Genomic DNA, 645 nt, shown 5'->3' with positions numbered 1-645 from the left:
CCGGCTTGTTGGAAAACGGTTTGGTGACATCGGCGTCGAAATTGGCGCCTGATTCCTCGACCAGGCGCTCGCCAAGCTGGTCGCGCAGCACCCTGCCCTTGATCTCCAGCACATGGCCCTCGGCGAGGTCATCAAGCTGGAACGGGCCGTAGGAAATGCGGATCAGCCGCGTCACGTCGAGGCCAAGCGAGCCGAGGATGTTCCTGACTTCGCGGTTCTTGCCCTCGCGCAGGCCGATCGTCAGCCAGGCATTGGTGCCTTGCTCACGGTCGAGCGTCGCTTCGATGGCGCCGTAAAACACGCCGTCGACGGCAATGCCTTCACGCAGGCCGGCAAGCGCGCTCTCCTCGACCTTGCCGTGGACGCGCACGCGGTAGCGGCGCAGCCAGCCAGTGGCCGGCAGTTCGAGCACGCGCGACAGGCCGCCATCGTTGGTGAGCAGAAGCAGGCCTTCGGTGTTGATATCCAGCCGGCCGATGGTCATCAGCCGCGGCAATTCAGCCGGCAGCACGTCGAAGACGGTCTTGCGGCCCTCGGGATCGCGGTTGGTGGTGACGACGCCGGCCGGCTTGTGGAACAGGAACAGGCGGGTGCGCTCGATTGGCGGGATTTCCATACCGTCGAGATGGATGATGTCATCAGGCA

The 645-nt window shown here is 64.7% G+C and carries 1 protein-coding gene; it reads right to left on the bottom strand.

Annotated features, from left to right (window positions below; genetic code table 11):
• The coding region (locus EN935_RS39160) for a pseudouridine synthase (RefSeq protein WP_164771882.1) at positions 1-645 on the bottom strand (645 nt) is incomplete at both ends.

Source organism: Mesorhizobium sp. M7D.F.Ca.US.004.03.1.1, assembly GCF_003998635.1.
GTDB lineage: Bacteria > Pseudomonadota > Alphaproteobacteria > Rhizobiales > Rhizobiaceae > Mesorhizobium > Mesorhizobium loti.
Note: the sequence above shows the minus strand (reverse complement) of the source record. Positions and strands in the feature narration are given on the sequence as shown.